Source organism: Streptomyces sp. NBC_01077 (assembly GCF_045162855.1).
Lineage (GTDB): Bacteria > Actinomycetota > Actinomycetes > Streptomycetales > Streptomycetaceae > Streptomyces.
Map to the genome: position 1 here is coordinate 6,464,350 of NZ_CP108669.1, position 23,485 is coordinate 6,487,834.

Sequence of the window (23,485 nt, forward strand, 5' to 3'; positions counted from 1 at the left end):
GCCATGCCGGTCACCGCTCCCCCCGATGAGGCTCTCGACGTCCTGCGACGGCAGGATCCGCAGATCGCCGACGTGCTGTTCGGCGAGGTGCGGCGGCAGGCCGACAGCCTGCAGCTGATCGCCGCCGAGAACTTCACCTCGCCCGCCGTCCTCGCCGCCCTGGGCTCCCCGCTCGCCAACAAGTACGCCGAGGGCTATCCCGGCGCACGTCATCACGGTGGCTGTGAGTACGCCGACGCCGTCGAGCGGATCGCCGTGGAGCGGGCCACCGCGCTCTTCGGGGCCGACCACGCGAACGTCCAGGCGCACTCGGGCTCCTCGGCCGTCCTGGCGGCGTACGCGGCCCTTCTGAGGCCCGGTGACACGGTGCTCGCCATGGGCCTGGAGCACGGCGGGCACCTCACCCACGGTTCGCCCGCCAACTTCTCCGGGCGCTGGTTCGACTTCGTCCCGTACGGCGTCGACGCCGAGACCGGGCTCGTCGACTACGAGCAGGTCGCCGCGCTCGCCCGCCACCACCGGCCCAAGGCGATCGTCTGCGGTTCCATCTCGTACCCCCGGCACCTGGATTACGCGCTCTTCCGCGAGATCGCCGACGAGGTCGGCGCCTATCTCATCGCCGACGCCGCCCACCCCATCGGCCTGGTCGCCGGGGGAGCGGCCCCCAGCCCCGTCCCGTACGCCGACGTGGTCTGCGCGACCACCCACAAGGTGCTGCGCGGGCCGCGCGGCGGGATGATCCTCTGCGGGGAGGAGCTCGCCGGCCGCGTCGACCGGGCCGTCTTCCCGTTCACCCAGGGCGGCGCCCAGATGCACACGATCGCGGCGAAGGCGGTGGCCTTCGGCGAGGCGTCCACCCCGGCGTTCACCGCGTACGCCCATCAGGTGGTCGACAACGCCCGGGTCCTCGCGGCCGCGCTCGCCGCCGAGGGCTTCGCGCTGACCACCGGCGGCACCGACACCCACCTCATCACCGCCGACCCCGCGCCCCTCGGCATCGACGGCCGCACCGCCCGCGCCCGGCTCGCCGCCGCGGGTATGGTCCTCGACACATGCGCCCTTCCGTACGGGGAGGGGCGCGGCATCCGGCTCGGTACGGCCGCCGTCACCACCCAGGGGATGGGCGCCCCGGAGATGGCGCGGATCGCCGCATTGTTCACCGCCGCGCTGCGTGACGATGCCGGGGAAACGGCCCGGGTACGGGCGGAGGTACGGGCGCTGACCGGGCGATTTCCCCCGTATGGACGCTGAGAAAAGGTCACGGAAAGTCGCTGTGCAACCGTTCCGGGGGTTCGGGTGTCTCCAAGCACATGGACGGCACGGCTAGGGTGTGGGGCTGAGATGGCCAGCGAAACCTGTGGGGCAGCCCGTGCGTGATTACCTGCTGACGCTCTGTGTCACGGCCGCGGTGACCTATCTGCTCACCGGCCCGGTGCGGAAGTTCGCCATCGCGACCGGGGCGATGCCGGAGATCCGCGCCCGCGACGTACACCGAGAACCGACTCCGCGGCTCGGTGGCATCGCCATGTTCTTCGGGCTGTGCGCGGGACTCCTCGTCGCCGACCACCTGCAGAACCTGAACAGCGTCTTCGAGCTCTCCAACGAGCCCCGCGCGCTGCTCTCCGGTGCCGCCCTGATCTGGCTGATCGGCGTCCTGGACGACAAGTTCGAGCTGGACGCCCTGATCAAGCTGGGCGCGCAGATGATCTCGGCGGGCGTCATGGTCGCGCAGGGTCTGACGATCCTGTGGCTGCCGATCCCGGGTATCGGCGTCGTCTCGCTGACACCGGGCCAGGGCACGCTCCTGACCGTCGCCCTCGTCGTCCTCACCATCAACGCCGTCAACTTCGTCGACGGTCTCGACGGTCTCGCCGCCGGCATGGTCTGCATCGCCGCCGCCGCCTTCTTCCTGTACGCGTACCGCCTCTGGTACGGCTACACGATCGAGGCCGCCGCCCCCGCGACGCTCTTCACCGTCATCCTCATGGGCATGTGCCTGGGCTTCCTGCCGCACAACATGCACCCGGCGCGGATCTTCATGGGCGACTCCGGCTCGATGCTGATCGGTCTGATCCTGGCGGCCTCGGCCATCTCGATCACCGGCCAGGTCGACCCGGACGCGCTGAAGATCTTCGAGGGCTCCACCCGTCAGGCCACGCACGCCGCACTGCCGGTCTTCATCCCGCTCGTGCTGCCGCTGACGATCATCGCGATCCCCATGGCGGACCTGGTCCTCGCGATCGTGCGCCGTACGTGGAAGGGCCAGTCGCCGTTCGCGGCCGACCGCGGTCACCTGCACCACCGGCTCCTGGAGATCGGGCACTCGCACAGCCGCGCGGTCCTGATCATGTACTTCTGGTCGGCGCTCATCGCCTTCGGGACGCTGGCGTACTCGGTCCACTCGGCGTCGATGTGGATCGTCCTCTGCGTCGTCGCGCTCAGCGCGATCGGCCTGGTGCTGCTCCTGCTGCCGCGCTTCACACCGCGCGCCCCCCGCTGGGCGGAGTCCGTAGTACCGCCCCGCTACCGCCGCCGCAAGCCCGCCCCCGTCGTGGCGGCCGCTCCTGAGCCGGCCGTGGTCGAGGAGGAGCGGATTCCGGTGCCCGCGGGCATCAACGGCGCCACCGCCATCGGCAACCGCGGGCGCTTCACCGACAGGCGGAAGGCCGGAACGCCAAGTTGACGAAAGCCGCACACGCGGCCATTAGCACACAAGGCGCCTTCTCGTCGTGCACACACGCGCGGGGTAGCTCTCAGGTGTGACAGTTGGCACACCTTATGGGTAAAGACCTATTCAAATAGTTTGTGATACCGTTCACGAGACCCGGCGACAGTGCCGAAAGACCGTAGTGCGACGGTCTGTTGGCCCCGAGACCCACCTCGGACCGGGCTTACGCTCGTCCTTGACGACACCATCGCCCCCTCCAGCAAGCGGAGACACCGCCATGCCGTCCAACGACGCACGCATCCTCCTGCACACCGTCATCCCCACCGCTGCCGTCGGCGCGATCGCCACGGTCATCAGCGGCGTGGTCGCCGGTGGCAAGGGCGCGCTCGGCGCCGTCGTCGGCACCCTGGTCGTGCTCCTCTTCATGGGAATCGGGCAACTCGTCCTGCAGCGGACGGCGAAGTCGCTCCCGCATCTGTTCCAGGCCATGGGGCTCATGCTCTACACGGCCCAACTGCTGGTGCTCTTCATCTTTTTGGCTTTGCTCAAGAACACCACGGTGTTCAACTTCAAGGCCTTCGCTTTCACGCTGCTCGCGACGACCGTGGTGTGGGTCGCCGCACAGGCCCGCGCCTACATGAAGGCCAAGATCACGTACATCGACCCCGGAAACACGGGGTCGAAGTCGTGAAGGGTAGGGCCGGGATAAAGCCGCCTTCGGCTTCCTGCTATCGTCCGGTGCCAACTGCGGCACTGCGGGCGCAGGCATCCGAGACGCCTGTCCCAGCGCGAGGCTCGATGCCGAACCGCCGCCCCCTTATCCGTAAGACCAGTCCAGTGCCGACCCGCGGCTGCGTGCCGCGCCGACACAACGAGGTTGCCGTACCTATGCGCCACGCTGAAGGAGCCCGCGGTGAGTGCTGACCAGACGCTTGCCTTCGACCCGGATTGCCACATCTTCAGTGGATGTGGCTTCCCGGCGCCGGGCCTGCACACGTTCATGTACGAGCCCATCGCCACGGTGGCCGGCATCGAGCTCACCAAGCCGATGCTGCTCGCCCTCCTCGGCTCCATCGTGGTCGTCGGGTTCTTCTGGGCCGCCTTCGCCAAGCCCAAGCTGATCCCCGGCAAGATGCAGATGGTCGGCGAGGCCGGTTACGACTTCGTGCGCCGCGGCATCGTCTACGAGATCATCGGCAAGAAGGACGGCGAGAAGTACGTCCCCTTCATGGTGTCGTTGTTCTTCTTCGTCTGGATCATGAACCTCTGGTCGATCATTCCGCTCGCCCAGTTCCCGGTCACCTCGCTGATCGCCTTCCCGGCGGCCCTCGCGCTGATCGTCTACGTCATGTGGATCTCGCTGACGTTCAAGAGGCACGGCTTCGTCGGCGGCTGGAAGAACATCGTCGGCTACGACAAGTCGCTCGGCGCGATCCTTCCGATGGTCGTCGTGCTCGAGTTCTTCTCGAACCTGCTGATCCGGCCCTTCACGCACGCAGTGCGACTGTTCGCGAACATGTTCGCCGGTCACCTGCTCATCGTGATGTTCTCGCTGGCCACCTGGTACCTCATGAACGGCCTCGGCTTCGTCTACGCCGGCGCCTCGTTCGTGATGGTCCTCGTGATGACCGCCTTCGAGCTCTTCATCCAGGCCGTCCAGGCGTACGTCTTCGTCCTCCTGGCCTGCAGCTACATCCAGGGCGCGCTCTCCGAGCACCACTGAGCCGATCCGTCCCGGATCGTAGCTTCACCCCCAATCCAACAGTCGTCCGGTGGCCAACCCCCACCGGGTCATTGAAAGAGAAGGAAGTAACGGCATGTCCGCTGCTCTCGACATGGTCAACCTCGCCGCCGGCGCCAAGGAGAACGTGGTCGGCAACGTCGCGTCGATCGGCTACGGCCTGGCCGCGATCGGCCCCGGCGTCGGCGTCGGCATCATCTTCGGTAACGGTACGCAGGCTCTCGCCCGCCAGCCCGAGGCCGCCGGTCTGATCCGCACCAACCAGATCATGGGCTTCGCGTTCTGTGAGGCGCTCGCCCTCATCGGCATCGTCATGGGCTTCGTCTACCAGTAAAGCCGGACCGACTGCCCGATTCTTTTACGGAAGGCACTGATGTGAACGCGCTTCTTCTTGCGCAGGCGGAGGAGCCCCAGCCTCCTCTGATCCCGCATCTTGACGAGCTCGTCATCGGCCTGATCGCCTTCGTCATCGTCTTCGGCTTCCTCGCCAAGAAGCTCCTCCCGAACATCAACAAGGTTCTGGAGCAGCGCCGCGAGGCCATCGAGGGTGGCATCGAGAAGGCCGAGTCGGCCCAGATCGAGGCTCAGAGTGTGCTGGAGCAGTACAAGGCCCAGCTCGCCGAGGCCCGCCACGAGGCCGCGCGTCTCCGCCAGGAGGCGACGGAGCAGGGCACCGCGATCATCCAGGAGATGAAGGCGGAAGGCCAGCGCCAGCGCGAGGAGATCATCGCGGCCGGCCACACGCAGATCGCGGCCGACCGCAAGGCCGCGTCCGCGTCGCTGCGTCAGGACGTGGGCAAGCTCGCCACCGACCTGGCCGGCAAGCTGGTCGGCGAGTCCCTGGAGGACACCGCCCGCCAGAGCCGGACGATCGACCGCTTCCTCGATGAGCTCGAGGAGAAGGCAGAGGCCGTCCGATGAACGGAGCGAGCCGCGAGGCACTGTCCGCCGCCCGCGAGTCCCTCGACGCGCTGACCGACAACACCCCGGTCGACGCGACGAAGCTCTCGGACGAGCTGACCGCAGTCACCGCGCTCCTCGACCGCGAGGTGTCGCTGCGCCGGGTCCTGACCGATCCCGCTCAGTCGGGTGAGGCCAAGGCCGAGCTCGCGCAGCGACTCCTGAGCGGTCAGGTGGGCGGCGAGACCGTCGACCTGGTGTCGGGCATGGTGCGTTCCCGCTGGTCGCGTTCGCGTGACCTGGTCGACGCGGCCGAGGAACTGGCGAACATCGCCGACCTCACCGCGGCGCAGAAGGCGGGCGCCCTCGACGATGTCGAGGACGAGCTGTTCCGTTTCGGCCGGATCGTGTCCTCCAGCCCCGAGCTCCGCTCGGCGCTGACGGACAAGGCCGCCACGGCCACCGCCAAGGGCGCGCTGCTCCGCAGCCTGCTCGGCGGCAAGGCCCACGCCGCCACCGAGCGCCTGGTCGTCCGCCTGGTGACCCAGCCCCGGGGACGTAGCCTGGAAGCGGGACTCGAGTCCCTCTCCAAGCTCGCCGCGGCGCGCCGGAACCGGATGGTCGCCGTCGTCACCACGGCGGTGCCGCTGTCGGACCAGCAGAAGCAGCGCCTCGGAGCCGTACTCGCCAAGCTGTACGGCCGTGAGATGCACCTGAACCTGGACGTGGACCCCTCGGTCCTCGGCGGGATCACGGTGCAGGTCGGCGACGAGGTCATCAACGGATCGATCGCGGAGCGCCTCGACGAGGCGACCCGTCGACTGGCCGGCTGACGACCGTCACCAGCAGCACAAGGCATCACAGCTACACAGATTCACCAGCGGCCCGGTTGGGCCGTGCAGAGATTGCAGAAGATTCCTGGGGGTCGGCCCCCAGACCCCTTAAGAAACTTCGGGCCCAACAAGGAGAGCAGGGAACCCAGATGGCGGAGCTCACGATCCGGCCGGAGGAGATCCGGGACGCACTGGAGAACTTTGTCCAGTCGTACCAGCCGGACGCGGCCTCGCGCGAGGAGGTCGGCACGGTCAGCCTGGCCGGTGACGGTATCGCGAAGGTCGAGGGTCTTCCCTCGGCCATGGCGAACGAGCTGCTGAAGTTCGAGGACGGGACCCTCGGTCTCGCGCTGAACCTCGAAGAGCGCGAGATCGGTGCGATCGTCCTCGGCGAGTTCAGCGGCATCGAGGAGGGTCAGTCGGTGCAGCGCACCGGCGAGGTCCTCTCCGTCGGTGTCGGTGAGGGTTACCTGGGTCGCGTCGTCGACCCGCTCGGCAACCCGATCGACGGTCTCGGCGAGATCGCGACCGAGGGCCGCCGCGCCCTCGAGCTGCAGGCCCCGGGCGTTATGGCCCGTAAGTCGGTGCACGAGCCGATGGAGACCGGCTACAAGGCCGTCGACGCCATGACGCCGGTCGGCCGCGGCCAGCGTCAGCTGATCATCGGCGACCGTCAGACCGGCAAGACCGCGCTGTGTGTCGACACGATCATCAACCAGCGTGACAACTGGCGCTCGGGCGACGTGAACAAGCAGGTTCGCTGCATCTACGTCGCCGTCGGCCAGAAGGGCTCGACCATCGCGTCCGTTCGCGGCGCCCTGGAAGAGGCCGGTGCGCTCGAGTACACGACGATCGTCGCCGCCCCGGCGTCCGACCCGGCCGGCTTCAAGTACCTGGCGCCGTACACCGGTTCCGCCATCGGTCAGCACTGGATGTACCAGGGCAAGCACGTCCTGATCGTCTTCGACGACCTGTCGAAGCAGGCCGACGCCTACCGCGCCGTGTCGCTGCTGCTGCGCCGCCCGCCGGGCCGTGAGGCCTACCCGGGTGACGTCTTCTACCTGCACTCGCGTCTCCTCGAGCGCTGCGCGAAGCTCTCGGACGAGCTGGGTGCCGGTTCGATGACCGGTCTTCCGATCGTCGAGACCAAGGCGAACGACGTGTCGGCGTTCATCCCGACCAACGTCATCTCCATCACCGACGGCCAGTGCTTCCTGGAGTCCGACCTGTTCAACGCCGGCCAGCGTCCGGCCCTGAACGTCGGTATCTCGGTCTCGCGTGTCGGTGGCTCCGCCCAGCACAAGGCGATGAAGCAGATCTCCGGTCGCCTCCGTGTGGACCTGGCCCAGTTCCGTGAGCTGGAGGCGTTCGCCGCCTTCGGTTCCGACCTGGACGCCGCCTCCAAGGCGCAGCTGGAGCGTGGACAGCGCATGGTCGAGCTGCTCAAGCAGGCTCAGTACCAGCCGATGCCCACCGAGAACCAGGTCGTCTCCGTCTGGGCCGGTACCACCGGCAAGATGGACGACGTTCCGGTCGCCGACATCCGCCGCTTCGAGGCCGAGCTCCTGGCGTACCTGCGCCAGAGCCACTCCGGTCTCATGACCTCCATCCGTGAGGGCGGCAAGATGTCCGACGACACCCTGCAGGCCGTGGGCGACGCCATCGCGGAGTTCAAGAAGCAGTTCGAGACCTCTGACGGCAAGCTGCTGGGCGAGGACGCTCCTGCCGCCGTCAACGTCTCGAAGTGACGACGGAAGGGACCTGACTCATGGGAGCGCAGCTCCGGGTCTACAAGCGTCGCATCAAATCCGTCACCGCGACGAAGAAGATCACCAAGGCGATGGAGATGATCGCCGCCTCGCGTGTCGTCAAGGCGCAGCGCAAGGTGCAGGCGTCGACTCCGTACGCGACCGAGCTGACCCGCGCGGTCACGGCGGTGGCCACGGGTGCCAATGACAAGCACCCGCTGACCACCGAGGCGGAGAACCCGATCCGTGCCGCGGTCCTGCTCCTCTCGAGCGACCGCGGTCTGGCCGGCGCCTTCAACTCCAACGCCATCAAGGCGGCGGAGAAGCTGACGGCGAAGCTGGAGGGCGAGGGCCGCGAGGTCACCGTCTACGTCGTCGGCCGTCGTGGCATCGCGCACTACAACTTCCGCGAGCGGAAGCTGGCCGGTACGTGGACCGGGTTCACGGACCAGCCGTCGTACGGCGACGCCAAGACGATCGCGGCACCGCTGATCGAGGCGATCGAGAAGGACACGGCGGAGGGCGGCGTGGACGAGCTCCACATCGTCTACACCGAGTTCGTCTCGATGATGACGCAGACCGCGGTCGAGGCCCGGCTGCTGCCCCTCAGCCTCGACGAGGTGGCGAAGGAGGCCGGCGACTCGGACACGCTCCGTCCGCTGTACGACTTCGAGCCGTCGGCGGAGGACGTCCTCGACGCCCTGCTGCCTCGGTACGTCGAGAGCCGGATCTACAACGCGCTGCTCCAGTCGGCTGCTTCCAAGCACGCCGCCACGCGCCGCGCGATGAAGTCGGCTACCGACAACGCGGGAGACTTGATCAACAATCTCTCCCGACTTGCCAACGCGGCCCGCCAGGCCGAAATCACCCAGGAAATCAGCGAGATCGTCGGTGGCACCGCAGCCCTGGCCGACGCGACCGCGGGGAGTGACAAGTAATGACGACCACTGTTGAGACGGCCGCCGCCACGGGCCGCGTCGCCCGGGTCATCGGCCCGGTCGTCGACGTGGAGTTCCCCGTCGACGCGATGCCGGCGATCTACAACGCGCTGCACGTCGAGGTCATGGACCCGACCGAGGAGGGCGCGACCAAGACGCTGACCCTCGAGGTCGCCCAGCACCTCGGTGACGGCGTCGTCCGCGCCATCTCCATGCAGCCCACCGACGGTCTGGTCCGCCAGGCCCCGGTGACCGACACCGGCACGGGCATCACCGTTCCCGTCGGTGACGTCACCAAGGGCCGCGTGTTCAACACGCTGGGTCAGGTGCTGAACGATGACGAGTCCACCGTGGCCGACGCGCCGCGCTGGACGATCCACCGCAAGGCCCCGGCCTTCGACCAGCTCGAGTCCAAGACCGAGATGTTCGAGACCGGCCTGAAGGTCGTCGACCTTCTCACCCCGTACGTCAAGGGTGGAAAGATCGGTCTGTTCGGTGGTGCCGGTGTCGGCAAGACCGTTCTGATCCAGGAAATGATCGTCCGTGTGGCCAAGCTGCACGACGGTGTCTCCGTCTTCGCCGGTGTCGGCGAGCGCACCCGTGAGGGCAACGACCTCATGGTGGAGATGGAGGAGGCCGGCGTTCTGGACAAGACCGCGCTGGTCTTCGGCCAGATGGACGAGCCGCCGGGCACGCGTCTCCGCGTCGCCCTGGCCGGTCTGACCATGGCGGAGTACTTCCGCGATGTGCAGAAGCAGGACGTGCTGTTCTTCATCGACAACATCTTCCGCTTCACCCAGGCCGGTTCCGAGGTGTCGACCCTGCTCGGCCGTATGCCCTCCGCGGTGGGTTACCAGCCGAACCTGGCCGACGAGATGGGTCTCCTCCAGGAGCGCATCACCTCGACCCGTGGTCACTCGATCACCTCGATGCAGGCGATCTACGTCCCCGCGGACGACCTGACCGACCCGGCTCCGGCCACCACCTTCGCCCACCTCGACGCGACGACGGTTCTCTCCCGTCCGATCTCCGAGAAGGGCATCTACCCGGCCGTGGACCCGCTGGACTCCACGTCCCGGATCCTGGACCCGCGCTACATCGCGCAGGACCACTACGACGCCGCCACGCGCGTCAAGGGAATCCTGCAGAAGTACAAGGACCTCCAGGACATCATCGCGATCCTCGGTATCGACGAGCTGAGCGAGGAGGACAAGCTCGTTGTCCACCGCGCCCGCCGTGTCGAGCGCTTCCTGTCCCAGAACACCCACGCGGCGAAGCAGTTCACCGGTGTGGATGGTTCGGACGTTCCGCTCGACGAGTCGATCGCCGCGTTCAACGCGATCTGTGACGGTGAGTACGACCACTTCCCCGAGCAGGCGTTCTTCATGTGCGGTGGCATCGAGGACCTCAAGAACAACGCCAAGGAACTCGGCGTCTCCTGAGCCTCGTGCTGCCCGAGGGGGGTGGGATCCGTCCCGCCCCCCTCACCACGCCCACTAGAATTGACCCCAACACCCGGCACGACCGCCGGGTGGTGACCCGAGGAGCCACCCTTGGCTGCTGAGCTGCACGTCGAGCTGGTCGCCGCGGACCGGAGTGTCTGGTCCGGCGAGGCCACCCTGGTCATCGCGCGTACCACCTCCGGCGACATCGGCGTCATGCCCGGCCACCAGCCGCTGCTCGGTGTGCTGGAGTCGGGCCCGGTGACCATCCGTACCAGCGAGGGCGCGACTGTGATCGCCGCCGTCCACGGTGGATTCATCTCGTTCGCCGACGACAAGCTGTCTCTGCTCGCGGAGATCTGCGAGCTGGCGGACGAGATCGACGCCCAGCGCGCCGAGCGCGCGCTGGAGCGTGCGAAGTCGGATTCCGACGCCGCCGCCGAGCGGCGCGCCGATGTCCGGCTGCGCGCGGTAGCGGTCCGCTGACGGTCCGCGCAGAGTAGTGCCCTCAGCCGCGGCACGGCTGGAATTTTCCAGACCGTGCCGCGGCTGAGGCGATGCAGATGCAGGTTGTATTCGGTTCTGCCGGCGGTGTCGGCTACGGGACGCAGCGAGGAGGTCGGTGAAGATGTTCCTCGCTCTGCTCGTGTGCGGCCTGGTCGTCGCACTGGTGGTGATCGGGCTCTTCGTCTTCGGCTTGCGCCGGAGGCTGATCCAGCGCGCCGGCGGCACCTTCGACTGTTCGCTGCACTGGAACGTCCCCGACGAGCCGGATCCGAGCGGCAAGGGCTGGGTGTACGGCGTCGCCCGCTACAGCGGTGACGAGATCGCCTGGTTCCGTGTCTTCTCGTACGCGCCCCGCCCGCGCCGGGTGCTCGAGCGTTCGTCCATCGTGGCTCTGGAGCGCCGGATGCCGGAGGGCGAGGAGGAGCTCGCGCTGCTCTCCGACATGGTGATCCAGCCCTGTATGTACGAGGGCGTCCGTCTGGAGCTCGCGATGAGCGAGGACGCCCGGACGGGCTTCATGGCCTGGCTGGAGGCGGCGCCTCCCGGCCAGAGGGTGAACGTCGCGTAGGTGCATGAAGAAGCGGGGGTCGGCGTGCTGCGCCGGCCCCCGCTTCGTCGTTTCCCCGTGGGGTTAGTTCAGACCGGTGTTGATGGCGCCGACGAGCTCGCCGTTGCCGGTGTCACCGCTGAACTCCCAGAAGAACGCGCCGCCCAGGCCCTGGTTCTTCGCCCAGCTCATCTTGGACGTGACCGTGGCCGGGGTGTCGTAGCTCCACCAGTTGCTGCCGCACTTGGCGTACGCCGTGCCCGCGATCGTGCCGGTCGCCGGGCAGGAGGTCTTGAGGACCTTGTAGTCCTCGATGCCCTGCTCGTAGGTGCCCGGCGCGGGGCCGGTCGCCGTGCCGCCGGGGGCGTCCTGGGTGACGCCGGTCCAGCCGCGTCCGTAGAAGCCGATGCCGAGCAGCAGCTTGTTGGCGGGGACGCCCTTCGCCTTGAACTTGGCGATCGCCTCGGCGGAGTTGAAGCCCGCCTGCGGGATGCCGGCGTACGAGGTGAGCGGGGAGTGCGGGGCCGTCGGGCCCTGCGCCGCCCAGGCGCCGAAGAAGTCGTACGTCATGACGTTGAACCAGTTCATGTACTGCGCGGCGCCCGCGTAGTCGGCGGCGTCGATCTTGCCGCCGGCGGAGGCGTCGGCGGTGACGGCCGCGGTGACCAGGTAGTTGGCGCCGAACTTGGCGCGCATGGCCTGCATCATGTTCTTGAAGGAGGCGGCGCCGCTGGTGTCACAGGAGAGACCGCAGGCGTTGGGGTACTCCCAGTCCAGGTCGATGCCGTCGAAGACGTCGGCCCAGCGCGGGTCCTCGATCAGGTCGTAGCAGGACTGTGCGAAGGCGGTCGGGTTCTGGACGGCCTGGCCGAAGCCGCCGGACCAGGTCCAGCCGCCGAAGGACCAGAGGATCTTGATGTTCGGGTAGGCCTTCTTCAGCTTGCGCAGCTGGTTGAAGTTGCCGCGCAGCGGCTGGTCCCAGGTGTCGGCGACGCCGTCGACGGACTGGTCGGCGGTGTAGGCCTTGTCGTAGTCGGCGTAGGCGTCACCGATGGTGCACTTGCCGCCCTGGACGTTGCCGAACGCGTAGTTGATGTGGGTGATCTTGGACGCGGAGCCCGAGGTCACGATGTTCTTCACGTGGTAGTTGCGCCCGTAGACGCCCCAGTTGGTGAAGTAGCCCATCTTCACGGCGTTGGGGAGCGGCTGGCCGCCGCCGCCACCGGTGGTGCGGACGGGGGTCGCGCCGGACGCGGGGCCGGTCTGGTCGATGGTGTCGCGGGCGACGACGGTGTAGCTGTAGTCGGTGCCGGCGGTCAGGCCCGTGTTGGTGTAGGTGAGGCCGGTGACCGTGGCGACGGTGGTGCCGTCGCGCTTGACGTCGTAGTTCTTGATGCCCTTGTCGTCGGTGGCCGCGGTCCAGGTGAGCTTCACCGAGGTGTCGGTGATGCCGGAGGCGACGGGGGTGCCGGGGGCGGAGGGGGCGTTGTCGCCGGGCTGGCTGGTGCCGTCGCAGGCGGCGCCGTTGATCTTGCAGCCGCTGGGGGCGCCGGGGCCCGCGCCGTTGTAGCCGAAGGAGACGGAGGCGCCGGGGGCGAGGGTTCCGTTCCAGCCGACGTTCTTGGCGGTCCAGTGGGTGCCGGCGCTGGTGACGGTGGCGTCCCAGGCGGAGGTGACCGAGGTGCCGGCGGGGTAGTCCCACTCGACGGTCCAGGAGCTGATGGTGGTGGTACCGGTGTTCTTGACGGTCCAGCTGGCACCGAACCCGGTGCCCCAGTCCTGGGTCTTGGTGTACGTGGCCGTGGCCGAGGTGGCTGCTTCGGCGGGGGTGGCGAGGCCGACCATGGCGGCCAGCGGCAGGATCAGGGCGGTGAGACCGGCGGCGGCCCGGTGTCTGAACCCTGTTCTGCGCGTCGGTGCTTGAGTGCTCAACGGTGCTCCTCAAGTTGCGGACGGACATGGGTGGGGGTGGTCCGTGAAGATGCGCGCGCCCCGCGAGCGTAGAAAGGTCTGGACCAATCGTCAAGAGGTCCAGACCAACGTCGCCGATGTCCTGCTAGACCCCCAACTCCTGTGCTAGGACGGCCGCTTGGACCCGGCTCCGCAGCGCCAGCTTTCCGAGCACCTTGCTGACATGGGTCTTCACCGTCGCCTCCGCCATGTCCAGCCGTACCGCGATCTCCGCGTTCGACAGACCCTGGCCGAGGGTCGACAGCACCTGCCGCTCCCGGGGCGTCAGCGCATCGAGCACGGAGGGGTCCGTCCCCGCCGTCGCCCGCGCCGGACGGCCCGCCGCCGCGAACTCGGCGATCAGTCGCCGGGTCACCGCCGGGGCGATCAGTCCCTCGCCGCGCGCCACCGTCCGTACCGCCTCGATCAGCTCCCGCGCGTCCGCGTTCTTCAGCAGGAAGCCCGAGGCCCCCGCCCGCAGCGCCCCGAAGACATACGCGTCGAGATCGAAGGTCGTCAGGACCAGCACATCGGCAAGCCCCTCCGACACGACGATCCCGGTCGCCGTCACCCCGTCCATCCGGGGCATCTGCACATCCATCAGGACCAGATCCGGGCGCAGTTCGCGCGCGAGCTCCACCGCCCGCTCGCCGTCCGGCGCCTCCCCGACGACCTCGATGTCCGGCGCGCTGCCCAGGATGAGCACAAGACCCGCCCGTACCGCGGACTGGTCCTCGGCGACCACCACCCGCACTGTCATGCCCGCTCCTCGTCCTTCGCGTCGATGGGCAGTTCCGCCCGGACGCGCCACTGTTTCCGACCCCCGGTGTCCATCACCGGGCCCGCCTCGAACACGCCGCCGAGCAGGTCCACCCGCTCCCGCATCCCCACCAGGCCCGCCCCCGAACCGGGCGCGGTCGGGCCGGGGCGCTCCCCGGACGTACTCGTCACCTCGACCGTAAGGGCTCGGCGTCCGCGGCCGAGCACCACCCGGACCTCGCCCGGTGCCGCGTGCTTGAGCGCATTCGTCAGGGACTCCTGCACGATCCTGTACGCGGCCAGCTCGACCGGTGCCGGAAGGCCTGCCTCCGTGTCCCGGGTGTCCTCCAGGACGAGGACGAGACCGCTCGACCGGGCGTTCGTCCGCGCCTGGTCGACCAGGGCGTCCAGACCCGCGAGGGTGGGCGCGGCGGCCGGCTCCGCGTCCCCGCTGCTGTCCCGCAGGAGCCCGATGAGCCGTCGCATCTCCGACAGACCCGCCACGCTGTTCTCCCGGATGACGGTCAGTGCCTGCCGGGTCGTGGCCGGTTCGTCGATCGAGATGGCCGCCGTGGAGTGGATCGCGATCGCCGAGAGATGGTTCGCGACCATGTCGTGCAGCTCGCGCGCCATCCGGGCCCGCTCGGCCACGACGGCCTGGCTGCGGTCCATCTCGGCGAGCAGCGCCGTCTGTTCCGCCCGGAGACGGGCTCCCTCCGCCGCGTCCCGGTGGTTGCGGACGACGGCGCCGGTCATTGCGGGCATGAAGGAGATCATTCCGCTGATCACTCCGACGAGCAGGGCGATCGCGTTCTGCCACCAGACGAGGAAGCCGATGGTCACCGCGACCGTGATCAGTCCGGTCGTGTACGGGATCCGGCGGGCGGAGGCGGGCTTCCCGTACACGACGGCCGCGTAGACGACGTCCGTGAACATCAGGACCGTGACCAGGTTCCCGTTGGTGAGCTGGTCGGCGACGAGCGCGAGGGTGCCGACGTTCAGCGCCGTCAGCGGCCTCGTCCGGCGCAGCGCCTCCATCGAGGCCATCACCGCGAGCGGGATCAGCGCCGCCCACCGCTGGTCGAAGACGCGGTCGCCGGTCGTGTAGAGACCGAAGGACCACAGCAGCAGGCCGGTGGCGAACCCCGAGAGGGCGATGAACAGGTCGAGGCGGTGGGGGCGGGGGAGTGTCACGCACTCATCCAACACGCCCGTACCTGCCCTGACCTCCTCGTCCGGGCCGATCCGTCCCTCCGTCGAACGATGTAGGGGGACGTCGTCACCGGCGACGACGAATTCGGCCGGATCCCACGGGACGCTGAAGGGGAACCGAAAGGGGAACCGTCGTGATCGTCACGCTGATCGTCATCTGCGAGGTCGGGTTCTGGGTCCTGCTGGCCGCCGGCCTCGCCACCCGTTACCTCCTGAAGATGCCCCGGACGGGTATGGCGCTGCTGCTCTGCGAGCCGCTGCTGGAGGTTCTGCTGCTGGTCGTCACCGCGATCGATCTCAAGAACGGCGCCGACCCCAGCTGGAAACACGGCCTCGCCGCCCTCTACATCGGCTACACCGTCGGCCACGGCCACCGCACCGTGAAGTGGCTCGACGGCCACGCCGCCCACCGCTTCGGCGGAGCGCCCCGGCCCCCGAAGCCGCCGCAGTACGGGATGGCCCGGGCCCGCCACGAGGGTGCGGTCTGGCTCGGCTCGGCGGTCGCCGCGGCCGTCGCCTCGGGCCTGCTGCTCCTGGCGGCCTGGTACGTCGGCGACGACGGCGACACCGAGGGGCTGTACGGCTGGATCTTCGTCGCCTGGCGGGCGGCGGGCATCCACGGCCTGATCGCGCTCAGCTACGCGATCTGGCCGAAGAAGGCCCCGGTGAACGACTCAGCGGTCCCCGCCCGGGACCCAGAGCACGTCCCCGACCTCCTTGTTCGCCGTACGCGCAAGGATGAAGAGCAGGTCTGACAGGCGGTTGAGGTACGTGGCGGTCAGGGCGTTCATCGTCTCGCCGTGCACCTCCAGGGCCGCCCAGGTGGAGCGCTCCGCCCGCCGGACCACCGTGCACGCCTGGTGCAGCAGCGCTGCCCCGGGCGTGCCGCCCGGCAGGATGAAGGAGCGCAGCTTGTCGAGCTGCTCCAGGAAGAGGTCGCAGTCGGCCTCCAGCTTGTCGACGTAACTCTGCTCGACCCGCAGCGGCGGGTACTTCGGGTCCTCCACCACCGGCGTGCAGAGGTCCGCGCCCACGTCGAAGAGGTCGTTCTGGACCCGGACGAGGACCTTCACGACGTCCTCGTCGAGCTGCCCGAGGGCGATCGCCGTGCCGATGGCGGCGTTGGCCTCGTTGGCGTCGGCGTAGGCCGAGATCCGCAGATCCGTCTTGGCGGTCCGGCTCATGTCGCCGAGCGCCGTGGTGCCCTGGTCGCCGGTACGGGTGTAGATACGCGTCAGATTGACCATGGGGCCAGCCTAGTTAGGCGATGGCCTTCTGGAACGTCCGTGTGCCCACCGTCACGGCGAGCGCCGCGACCGCGAGGGCGATCAGCACCCCGTACAGCAGTGTCGGTGTCGTGTAGTGGCCGATGTACGCCTCCCGGACCGCGTCCACCAGATGGCGGAACGGCATCAGACGCGAGAGCACGTCCAGCCAGCCGGGGGCGAGGGTCATCGGCAGCATCAGGCCGGACAGCAGCATCGCCGGCATCGCGAGCGTGTTGATCGCGGGTCCGAACTCCTGCGGGGTGCGCAGCTTCAGGGCGAGGGCGTACGAGAGCGAGGCCAGCGCCACCGACAGCAGCGCCACGAATCCGAAGCCGATCAGGATGCCGGCGAGCGGCGCCCTGAGGCCCATCGGCAGGGCGGCCAGGACGAGCAGCACCGCCTGGAAGACGAAGAGCGCGGCGTCCCGCAGGACCCGGCCGAGCAGCAGGGCGAGCCGGCTCACCGGGGTGACGCGCATCCGGTCGAACACGCCCCAGTTCTTCTCCATGATGATGGAGAAACCGGCGAACGAGGCGCCGAAGAGGCCGAGTTGGAGCAGCAGGCCGGGGACGAGGATCTGCCAGGAGTCGCCCTCGCGGCCGAGCGGGAGCCCGGTGAGCAACGGCCCGAAGAGGAGCAGGTAGAGCAGCGGCATCAGGGCGCCGAAGAAGATCTGGAACGGGGAGCGCAGGGTCTGGCGGGCGTAGCGCCCGAAGAGGAGCGCGGTGTCGTGGAGGAGCATCGGATGTCCTAGCGGGCTATGGGGTCGGGTCCTAGACGGCTACGGGAGTGGTGTCGACGGGGGCCGGGCCGCGCCCGGTGACGGCGAGGAACGCGTCCTGGAGGGTGGCCGCGCCGTGGGCGGCCTTGAGGGCGGCGGGGGTGTCCTCGGCGACGACCGTGCCCCGGTCGACGACGACCAGCCGGTCGGCGAGGGTGTCGGCCTCGTCCAGGTAGTGGGTGGTGAGGACGACGGTGGTGCCGTGCTCGTCGCGCAGTCGCCGCACCAGGGCCCACAGGTCGGCGCGGCTGCCGGGGTCGAGGCCGGTCGTCGGCTCGTCGAGGAAGAGGATCTCCGGCCGGTGGGTGAGCCCCATGGCGAGGTCGAGCCGGCGGCGCTGGCCGCCGGAGAGCGCCGGTGTCCTGCGGTCGAGGAGCTCGGTGAGCCCCAGGTCGGCCGCAAGTTCCTCGGCCCGGGCCGTCGCGCGGGCCCGGCTCATGCCGTAGAGCCGGCCCTGGGTGACGAGCTCGGAGCGGACGGTCTCCTGGGGGTCGAGGCCGCCGGACTGGGCGACGTACCCGATGCGGCGGCGGACGGCGGCGGGGTCCCGTACGAGGTCGTGGCCGGCGACGGTGGCGGCGCCGCCGGTGGGCGCGAGGAGTGTGGTGAGCATCCGGAGGGTGGTGGTCTTGCCGGCGCCGTTGGGTCCGAGCAGTCCGAGGATCTCGCCGGGCCGGACGGTGAGGTCGATTCCGCGGACGGCCTCCACGGGGCCGTTCCTGGTGGTGAAGGTCCGGGCGAGCCCGGCCGTACTGATGATGGGCATGGCGACTACAAAAACAGAGTCACTGAAATTTTGCAACGTCTCCAAAAATTCAGAGGAGGCAAAGTTGGGGAGGCGGTAAGATTTCAGGGAGCCTAGGATGAGAGGCATGGCCGAGGGACTCAGGGAACGCAAGAAGCGCGAGACGAAGCAGCGGATCTCGGACATCGCGACCGGGCTCTTCCTGGAACACGGCTTCGTCCACGTGACCGTCGCGGACGTCGCCGAGGCGGCGGACGTCTCCGTCAACACCGTCTACAACTACTTCCCGGCCAAGGAGGACCTCTTCCTCGACCGGATGGACGGCGTCACCCAGCGCCTCGCCCGGGCGATCCGCGGCCGCGACCGGGGAGAGTCCGCCGCGCGGGCCGTCCTGCGCGAACTCCGCCAGGACATCGGGGCCGTGTCACCCGCGTACGGCCTCATGGACGGCTTCGACGCGTTCATGAACGTCATCGAGCACGCCCCCACCCTCAAGGCCCGGCTCTTCCACGTCCAGCAGCAGGTCCACGACGCCGTCGTCGCCACCCTCCGCGAGGAGACCGGCGCGCCCGCCGAGGACCCGCTGCCGCTGCTCGTCGGCGGCCAGCTCACCTGGATCGAGAACACCGTCGTCGGCTACATCACCCGCGAGATGACCACCGGAGGCAGGGCGACCACCGTCTCCCGCGAGGCGCTCGTGCTCCTCGACGAGATCGAGGAGCTGCTCAGCGAGAAGGTGCTGGACTACGCGGTACGGGAGGACTGACGCCGGCTCGGTACGCCGGGTCCGACCGTCACGCCGTACGCGAAGGCTGTCGGGCCACCGCCGCCAGGGCGTGGGCGGCGCGGACCGCGTCCGCCTCCGTCGTGAAGCGGCCGAACGAGATCCGGACGCTGCCCCGGATCCGCTCCGGTGACAGCCCGATCGCCCGCAGCACGTGCGAGGGCTCCTGGGCCGAGCTGTTGCAGGCCGAGCCCGTCGACACCGCCAGATCGGCGACCTCCAGGAGCAGCTGCTGCGCGTCCACGTCCGGGAACGACAGATTGACGGCGTGCGGCAGGAAACCCGGCCCCGTACCGCTGTTGAGCGCGTACGGGACGAGCTCCGCGAGCTCGGACAGGAACAGTGCCCGCAGCCCCGCGAGCCGTACCGCCTCCTCCTCCCGGCCCGCCGCGAGGACCCCGACGGCCGCGCCGAGGCCGATGACCGCCGCGGTGTTGAGGGTGCCCGCGCGCAGCCCGCGCTCCTGACCGCCGCCGTGCAGCAACGGCACCAGCGGCGCCCGGTCCGAGAGCCGGTTGGAGACGTACAGGACGCCGACGCCCTTGGGGCCGTAGATCTTGTGCCCGGAGAAGGTCAGCAGGTCGACGCCGAGCGTCCGTACGTCCACCGGCAGCGAGCCCACGCCCTGGGTCGCGTCGCAGTGCAGCGGGACCCCCGCCGCCCGGGTCAGCGCACCGATCTCGGCGACCGGCTGGACCGTGGCGACCTCGTTGTTCGCGAGCATCACCGAGACGAGCGCGGTGTCCGGCCGCAGCGCCGCCGCCACCTGCCCCGGATCGACCCGGCCCTCCTCGTCGACCGGCAGCACCGTCACCTCGTGCCCCGCCTCCCGCAGCGAACGGCACGTGTCGAGCACGGACTTGTGCTCCACCGCCGTCGTCACCACATGACGGGCCGTGCCGGACCGTACGACCCCTTTGATCGCGAGGTTGTTGCCCTCCGTCGCACCGGACGTGAAGTAGATCTCGCTGCGCCCCGCCCCGACGAGCCGGGCGACCGCCCCGCGCACCCGCTCCACCTCACGGAAGGCGCGGATGCCGGCGGCGTGCGGGCTGGACGGGTTGGCGTAACAGTGGGTGGCGGCGAACTGCATCGCCTCGACGACCGCCGGGTCCGTCGGGGTGGTCGCCTGGTGGTCGAGATAGATCGTGGACATGCCGGTTCTCTCCCTCTTCCGCTGTGACGGGTGCTCGGATGCTCGCGTGCTCGGACGTTCGGCTGTTCGGATGCTCGGCTGTGAAGGGTGGTCAGAAGTCGTACGCCGTGTAGGTCAGGGCCAGCGGATCGGCGCAGGCCGCGTCGGCGAAGACCAGCACGATCTCCTCCTCGGGCGTGCCGTGCGTCCGGAGGTAGATCTCGGCGCCCTTGGTCACCTTGTCCCGGTCGGCGAGCGAGTTGATGTCGACGACATGGCGGTGCGCGCAGTCGGGGAAGGCCCGCCGCAGCCGGGCGAAGTAGCGGGCGAAGTACTCGGCGACGATCAGCGGGCAGCGCGGTACGACGTGGTCGTCCTTGACGACTCCGGCGAGCACCTTCTCGTACTGACGGGAGCGGAAGACGATCTCGTCGCCCTCGCGGGTGAACAGCGGCTGGGCCGAAGGGTCGCGCAACCACCGTTTCATCGACCGGGCGGCGCGATTGCGCAGGTTCCGCTCGCGGGTGACGGTGAAGGAGATCCCGGCCCGGGCGGCCGAGGCGGTGAGCGGGGAGAGGTCGGTCTCGGCGGGGCCGGTGGCCGGCAGCGTACAGACGTCGGTGGAACACGACATCCCGAGGTCGTTGACGATGACGTCGTAGAGCACCTTGTTGCCGCGGTGCAGCCCGCGCGCGGCCGCGCCGGTCTCCTGCGCCAGGGCGAAGGAGTTGAGCGAGAAGGCGCCGATGCCGGCGGCCGTGTCGAAGTAGCCGCCCGCCACGAGGACCGCCGAGCGGGAGGTCGTGGAGACGGTCTCCAGGAGGGGCGCGACACGGGGCGTCGGGCCCGTACGGCTCCGGGAGGTGGGCAGGGTGGTCATGAGTGCACTCCGTTCTTCCGGGAGGGGGATCGATCGGACGGTGCGGTGGAGGTGTCCGGCGGTTCGGCTGCGTCGGGCGTGCCCGGGGACAGGCCCGTGCCGACCGCCGCGCCCACCACGCAGAGCACGGCCGCCCACTGGACCCATGTCAGGGCTTCGCCGAGCAGGGCGAGGCCCACCAGGGCGGCGATGACCGGCTCCACCGTCGAGAGGACGGCGAAGACCCGCGGCGGCATCCGCCGCAGCGCGGCGAACTCCAACGAGAACGGCACCACGGTCGTGAGGACGGCCACTGCGAGCGCGGCCCCGAGCACCCCCGGTTCGAGCAGGACGCCGGGGGAGGGCAGACCGAGGGCCGGGGCGGCGGGCAGGGCGAGCACGGCCGCCACGGTGAGGCCGAGGGCCAGGCCCGAGCCGCCGGGTACGGCCCTGCCGACCCGGGCGCCGAGCAGGATGTAGCCGGTGAGCGCGGCCCCGGTGAGCAGGCTCGCGGCCAGGCCCACCGGGTCGTCCATGCCCTTCGTACCGCCGAGGACGAGCAGGCCGATGCCGGCGAGTGCCACCCGGATCCGGTCGAGCGCGCGCCGCGAGGTGAGGGCGGCGAGCAGCAGCGGTCCGCTGAACTCCAGTGTCACCACGACTCCGAGGGGGAGCCGTGAGGTCGCCTCGTAGAACGAGAACTGCATCACGGTGAACACGGCTCCGTAGGGGAGCAGTAATCGCCAGTGGGTGCGGAGCAGCCGGGGCGCGGGCCGGGAGAGCAGACAGAGCAGGGCGGCGGCGATGAGCAGCCGTAACAGGGTGGCGCCGGCCGGGCCGGTCTCTTCGAAGAGCCGCTTCGCGAAGGCGGAGCCGAACTGGAGGCTGACCATGCCGGTGAGCAGGAGCAGTGGCGCGGGGGCGGTCCCCAGGGCGTACGGACGCATGACGGCGGCTCCTCCCGTGCGACGGCAGCCGGACAAGTGCGCTCGACCATATACCCCCCGAGGGTATGTGGCGACCGTGGAGGTGCCCGAACGGGGTGCTGCGGGTGTGACGTCCGTCAAAGAGGGCGTGACGCGCATTACTTCACGGTCACATGGCGCCTCCAGACCGCTAATCTCCGCCGGAGAGCCAGAAGTGAACAGGCGTTAAGGGGTGGAACATCGTGGCCAGGAAGCTCGCCGTCATCGGGGCCGGACTCATGGGGTCCGGAATCGCACAGGTCTCGGCACAGGCGGGCTGGGACGTCGTCCTGCGTGACGTCACCGACGCCGCCCTCACCCGCGGCACCGACGGCATCAAGGCGTCGTACGAAAGGTTCGTCGCCAAGGGCAAGCTCACCGCCGAGGACGCCGACGCCGCGCTCGGCCGCATCACCGCCACCACGGAGCTCGACGCCGTCGCCGACGCCGACATCGTCGTCGAGGCCGTCTTCGAGAACCTCGACGTCAAGCACGAGATCTTCCGCTCGCTCGACAAGGTCGCCAAGGACGGCGCCGTCCTCGCCTCCAACACCTCCGCGATCCCGATCACCAAGATCGCCGCGGTGACCGAGCGCCCCGAGGCCGTCGTCGGCGTCCACTTCTTCTCGCCGGTCCCGATGATGCAGCTCGTCGAGCTCGTCCGCGGCTACAAGACGAGCGACGAGACCCTCGCCACGGCCCGCGCCTTCGCCGAGTCCGTCGGCAAGACCTGCATCGTCGTCAACCGCGACGTCGCCGGCTTCGTCACCACCCGGCTGATCTCCGCGCTCGTCGTCGAGGCCGCCAAGCTCCAGGAGTCCGGCGTCGCCACCGCCGAGGACATCGACATCGCCTGCAAGCTCGGCTTCGGCCACGCCATGGGCCCGCTCGCCACCGCCGACCTCACCGGCATCGACATCCTGGTGAACGCGGCCAACAACATCTACACCGAGTCCCAGGACGAGAAGTTCGCGCCGCCGGAGCTGATGCGCCGGATGGTGGACGCGGGTGACATCGGCCGCAAGAGCGGGCAGGGCTTCTACAAGTACTGAGCCGTACCCGCCACCCCGCCTCACCCCGTGGGGTGAATTTCGGTACCGGTTCGCTGACAAGGCGCAACGCTTCTGCCGGTGCGGCAGTCAGTTGTTGCGAAGACGGAGCACTCTCGGGGAGCGCATATGCACATCAGGGGCGACCATGTCGAGCTGGTCGTCGGGGGCCGCCTCGACGTCCGGAGCGCGGCGGACGCCCGTACGGTCCTGCACTCGGCCGTCGACGACGGAGTCGGCGACCTGGTGCTCGACCTGACCGGACTCGACTCCTGGGACGCGACCGGACTCGGCGTCATCATGGGCGCCCACCGACGCGCGGGCCGCTGCGGCCGCCGCCTCGTCCTGCGCGGTGTGCCGCCGCAGATGCAGCGGCTGCTCGTCGCCACCAAGCTGCACCGCATCCTCGCCATCGAGGGCGGCCTCGCGCTGGAGTCCCTGCCCCGGGTGTGACGGCCGGGGGCCGGCGGGCGTGTGAAGCAGCTGTGTGAAGCACGTGTGTGAACCAGGCGTCACACTCAATCCTCACAAGACCGTGACGTCTTGGTCTCGTGGGCACCCCACCTGTTCCCGACCGCCTGAGCACGGTCTAGGGTTCGGTCGCCTGCACATTGACGGACCCACCCGGCGGGCACCGGACACCGCTTCTTGGGG

25 protein-coding genes are annotated in these 23,485 nt (G+C 69.3%); 16 read left to right on the forward strand and 9 right to left on the reverse strand.

Translation table 11 applies throughout. From position 1 onward, the window contains the following. Positions 1–3: 3 nt before the first annotated feature. The 12 genes from glyA to OG462_RS29525 all read left to right on the forward strand — a co-directional run bounded on the left by glyA (position 4) and on the right by OG462_RS29525 (position 11,345). Positions 4–1,251 carry a serine hydroxymethyltransferase gene (gene glyA, locus OG462_RS29470; RefSeq protein WP_406062186.1) on the forward strand — a complete coding sequence of 416 codons (1,248 nt, stop codon included), beginning with the start codon at positions 4–6 and terminating at the stop codon, positions 1,249–1,251. 118 nt (positions 1,252–1,369) lie between these two features. Then, entirely contained in the window at positions 1,370–2,683 is a 1,314-nt protein-coding gene (locus OG462_RS29475; RefSeq protein WP_406062188.1) for an MraY family glycosyltransferase, read from the forward strand. A 262-nt stretch (positions 2,684–2,945) separates the two neighbouring features. Then, entirely contained in the window at positions 2,946–3,359 is a 414-nt protein-coding gene (locus OG462_RS29480) for a hypothetical protein (RefSeq protein ID WP_406062190.1), read from the forward strand. 222 nt (positions 3,360–3,581) lie between these two features. Beyond that, positions 3,582–4,391, forward strand: coding sequence for a F0F1 ATP synthase subunit A (gene atpB / locus OG462_RS29485; RefSeq protein ID WP_406062191.1), 810 nt, complete (start codon positions 3,582–3,584; stop codon positions 4,389–4,391). 94 nt (positions 4,392–4,485) lie between these two features. Continuing rightward, complete coding sequence (atpE, locus tag OG462_RS29490; RefSeq protein WP_093874070.1) at positions 4,486–4,743, forward strand: ATP synthase F0 subunit C; 258 nt, start codon at positions 4,486–4,488, stop codon at positions 4,741–4,743. Between the two features lie 41 nt (positions 4,744–4,784). Next, positions 4,785–5,330, forward strand: a complete 546-nt coding sequence (locus OG462_RS29495; protein WP_383869337.1) for a F0F1 ATP synthase subunit B — start codon at positions 4,785–4,787, stop codon at positions 5,328–5,330. Next, on the forward strand, positions 5,327–6,142 hold the full coding sequence (locus tag OG462_RS29500; protein ID WP_406062194.1) for a F0F1 ATP synthase subunit delta: 816 nt from the start codon (positions 5,327–5,329) through the stop codon (positions 6,140–6,142). The genes OG462_RS29495 and OG462_RS29500 overlap by 4 nt, the downstream gene beginning before the upstream one ends. Positions 6,143–6,291: 149 nt before the next feature. Continuing rightward, positions 6,292–7,890 carry a F0F1 ATP synthase subunit alpha gene (atpA, locus tag OG462_RS29505; protein ID WP_406062196.1) on the forward strand — a complete coding sequence of 533 codons (1,599 nt, stop codon included), beginning with the start codon at positions 6,292–6,294 and terminating at the stop codon, positions 7,888–7,890. A 20-nt stretch (positions 7,891–7,910) separates the two neighbouring features. Next, on the forward strand, positions 7,911–8,828 hold the full coding sequence (locus OG462_RS29510; protein WP_319309819.1) for a F0F1 ATP synthase subunit gamma: 918 nt from the start codon (positions 7,911–7,913) through the stop codon (positions 8,826–8,828). Continuing rightward, positions 8,828–10,270 carry a F0F1 ATP synthase subunit beta gene (gene atpD, locus OG462_RS29515; protein ID WP_406062197.1) on the forward strand — a complete coding sequence of 481 codons (1,443 nt, stop codon included), beginning with the start codon at positions 8,828–8,830 and terminating at the stop codon, positions 10,268–10,270. Before OG462_RS29510 ends, atpD begins: the two co-directional genes overlap by 1 nt. 111 nt (positions 10,271–10,381) lie before the next feature. Next, entirely contained in the window at positions 10,382–10,756 is a 375-nt protein-coding gene (locus OG462_RS29520) for a F0F1 ATP synthase subunit epsilon (RefSeq protein WP_266896701.1), read from the forward strand. 142 nt (positions 10,757–10,898) lie between these two features. Continuing rightward, the gene (locus OG462_RS29525) at positions 10,899–11,345 is read left to right on the forward strand and encodes a DUF2550 domain-containing protein (protein WP_015036211.1); all 447 of its coding nucleotides are present in this window, start codon (positions 10,899–10,901) and stop codon (positions 11,343–11,345) included. A 63-nt stretch (positions 11,346–11,408) separates the two neighbouring features. Here the strand turns inward: OG462_RS29525 and OG462_RS29530 are convergent, their stop codons facing one another. From OG462_RS29530 to OG462_RS29540, 3 genes are all read right to left on the reverse strand, one after another. Continuing rightward, the gene (locus tag OG462_RS29530; protein WP_406062199.1) at positions 11,409–13,256 is read right to left on the reverse strand and encodes a glycosyl hydrolase family 18 protein; all 1,848 of its coding nucleotides are present in this window, start codon (positions 13,254–13,256) and stop codon (positions 11,409–11,411) included. Between the two features lie 124 nt (positions 13,257–13,380). Further along, complete coding sequence (locus tag OG462_RS29535; RefSeq protein WP_406062201.1) at positions 13,381–14,034, reverse strand: response regulator; 654 nt, start codon at positions 14,032–14,034, stop codon at positions 13,381–13,383. Further along, positions 14,031–15,227 carry a sensor histidine kinase gene (locus OG462_RS29540; RefSeq protein ID WP_406062203.1) on the reverse strand — a complete coding sequence of 399 codons (1,197 nt, stop codon included), beginning with the start codon at positions 15,225–15,227 and terminating at the stop codon, positions 14,031–14,033. The genes OG462_RS29535 and OG462_RS29540 overlap by 4 nt, the downstream gene beginning before the upstream one ends. A gap of 152 nt (positions 15,228–15,379) precedes the next feature. Between OG462_RS29540 and OG462_RS29545 the strand changes: the two genes are divergently transcribed. Further along, complete coding sequence (locus OG462_RS29545) at positions 15,380–16,000, forward strand: hypothetical protein (protein WP_406062205.1); 621 nt, start codon at positions 15,380–15,382, stop codon at positions 15,998–16,000. Here the strand turns inward: OG462_RS29545 and OG462_RS29550 are convergent. From OG462_RS29550 to OG462_RS29560, 3 genes are read right to left on the reverse strand one after another with little or no spacing between them, the layout of a single operon-like run. Further along, positions 15,920–16,492 (reverse strand): cob(I)yrinic acid a,c-diamide adenosyltransferase, encoded by a 573-nt coding sequence (locus tag OG462_RS29550; RefSeq protein ID WP_406062207.1) that lies wholly within the window; start codon positions 16,490–16,492, stop codon positions 15,920–15,922. The genes OG462_RS29545 and OG462_RS29550 overlap by 81 nt on opposite strands. Positions 16,493–16,505: 13 nt before the next feature. Continuing rightward, positions 16,506–17,255, reverse strand: a complete 750-nt coding sequence (locus OG462_RS29555; RefSeq protein WP_406062209.1) for an ABC transporter permease — start codon at positions 17,253–17,255, stop codon at positions 16,506–16,508. 31 nt (positions 17,256–17,286) lie between these two features. Beyond that, entirely contained in the window at positions 17,287–18,060 is a 774-nt protein-coding gene (locus OG462_RS29560; protein WP_406062211.1) for an ABC transporter ATP-binding protein, read from the reverse strand. Positions 18,061–18,166: 106 nt separating this feature from the next. On the opposite strand from OG462_RS29560, the gene OG462_RS29565 reads away from it, so the two are divergent. After that, entirely contained in the window at positions 18,167–18,805 is a 639-nt protein-coding gene (locus OG462_RS29565; RefSeq protein WP_406062212.1) for a TetR/AcrR family transcriptional regulator, read from the forward strand. A gap of 28 nt (positions 18,806–18,833) precedes the next feature. Here OG462_RS29565 and OG462_RS29570 read toward each other — a convergent pair whose 3' ends face one another. The 3 genes from OG462_RS29570 to OG462_RS29580 form a co-directional block, all read right to left on the reverse strand. Beyond that, positions 18,834–19,979, reverse strand: a complete 1,146-nt coding sequence (locus OG462_RS29570) for a cysteine desulfurase family protein (RefSeq protein WP_406062214.1) — start codon at positions 19,977–19,979, stop codon at positions 18,834–18,836. 91 nt (positions 19,980–20,070) lie between these two features. Further along, the gene (locus OG462_RS29575; RefSeq protein ID WP_406062216.1) at positions 20,071–20,838 is read right to left on the reverse strand and encodes a hypothetical protein; all 768 of its coding nucleotides are present in this window, start codon (positions 20,836–20,838) and stop codon (positions 20,071–20,073) included. After that, positions 20,835–21,764, reverse strand: coding sequence for an EamA family transporter (locus OG462_RS29580; protein WP_406062218.1), 930 nt, complete (start codon positions 21,762–21,764; stop codon positions 20,835–20,837). The genes OG462_RS29575 and OG462_RS29580 overlap by 4 nt, the downstream gene beginning before the upstream one ends. Before the next feature lie 221 nt (positions 21,765–21,985). On the opposite strand from OG462_RS29580, the gene OG462_RS29585 reads away from it, so the two are divergent. Together OG462_RS29585 and OG462_RS29590 are read left to right on the forward strand one after the other, a co-directional pair. Beyond that, positions 21,986–22,834, forward strand: a complete 849-nt coding sequence (locus tag OG462_RS29585) for a 3-hydroxyacyl-CoA dehydrogenase family protein (RefSeq protein ID WP_406062220.1) — start codon at positions 21,986–21,988, stop codon at positions 22,832–22,834. Between the two features lie 126 nt (positions 22,835–22,960). Further along, the gene (locus OG462_RS29590) at positions 22,961–23,284 is read left to right on the forward strand and encodes an STAS domain-containing protein (RefSeq protein ID WP_015036221.1); all 324 of its coding nucleotides are present in this window, start codon (positions 22,961–22,963) and stop codon (positions 23,282–23,284) included. Positions 23,285–23,485 lie beyond the last annotated feature (201 nt).